Raw genomic sequence first — 666 nt, 5'->3', positions numbered from 1 at the left:
GTTTTTCAAAAGCGGGATGGGATAAATAAATTTCTCCCCTAACTTCTAAATCGAGATCTTTTTTTAATCTTAAAGGAATGGTTTTAATGGTCTGGGCATTTTTGGTAATGTCTTCTCCCCAAATGCCGTTTCCTCTTGTTAAAGCTTGCACTAAAATGCCTTTTTGATATTTTAAACTTATCGCTACGCCGTCAATTTTTAATTCAGTTAACAAAGAAAAAGTAGGAATTTTTTTGACAATACGGTCATAAAAAGCTTTGAGTTCTTCAAGATTAAAAACATTTCCCAAAGACATCATTGGAGTTTTGTGCTTAATGGTGCTAAATTTTTTTTCTAAAAAACCACCAATTTTTAAAGTGGGGCTATAAGGAAGTTTGAACTGGGGATAGCGGGTTTCTAAATTGATTAGTTCTTTGAGTAAAGCATCGTATTGTTGGTCGCTTAGATCGGGATTGCTTAGATTATAGTATTGGTAATTGGCTTTGGTGAGTTGTTTTACCAAGGTTTTAATTTTTTGTTTAATTAGATCAAAATTTTGCATTGCTTTGCACCTTTTTTATAAATAAAAATGTTTTTGGGGTTGAGAGTTTTTGATTTAGGATTTTTGAGTTTAGGTTTGATTTTTTTAGGTTTGGATTTAGGTTTTGGTTTTGGTGTTTGTTTTTT

At 31.4% G+C, this 666-nt stretch carries 1 protein-coding gene; it reads right to left on the bottom strand.

Annotation, left to right across the window (positions count from 1 at the left end; genetic code table 11):
- The coding region (locus OYV_RS04235) for a DNA ligase LigA-related protein (protein ID WP_042068483.1) at positions 1 to 541 on the bottom strand (541 nt) is incomplete at its 3' end.
- Positions 542 to 666: the final 125 nt, after the last annotated feature.

The sequence above is a fragment of the 'Chrysanthemum coronarium' phytoplasma genome (assembly GCF_000744065.1).
Classification (GTDB): Bacteria; Bacillota_I; Bacilli_A; order Acholeplasmatales; family Acholeplasmataceae; genus Phytoplasma; species Phytoplasma asteris.
The sequence above is the reverse complement of the archived record's forward strand: the minus strand, read 5'-3'. Positions and strand labels throughout refer to the sequence as shown.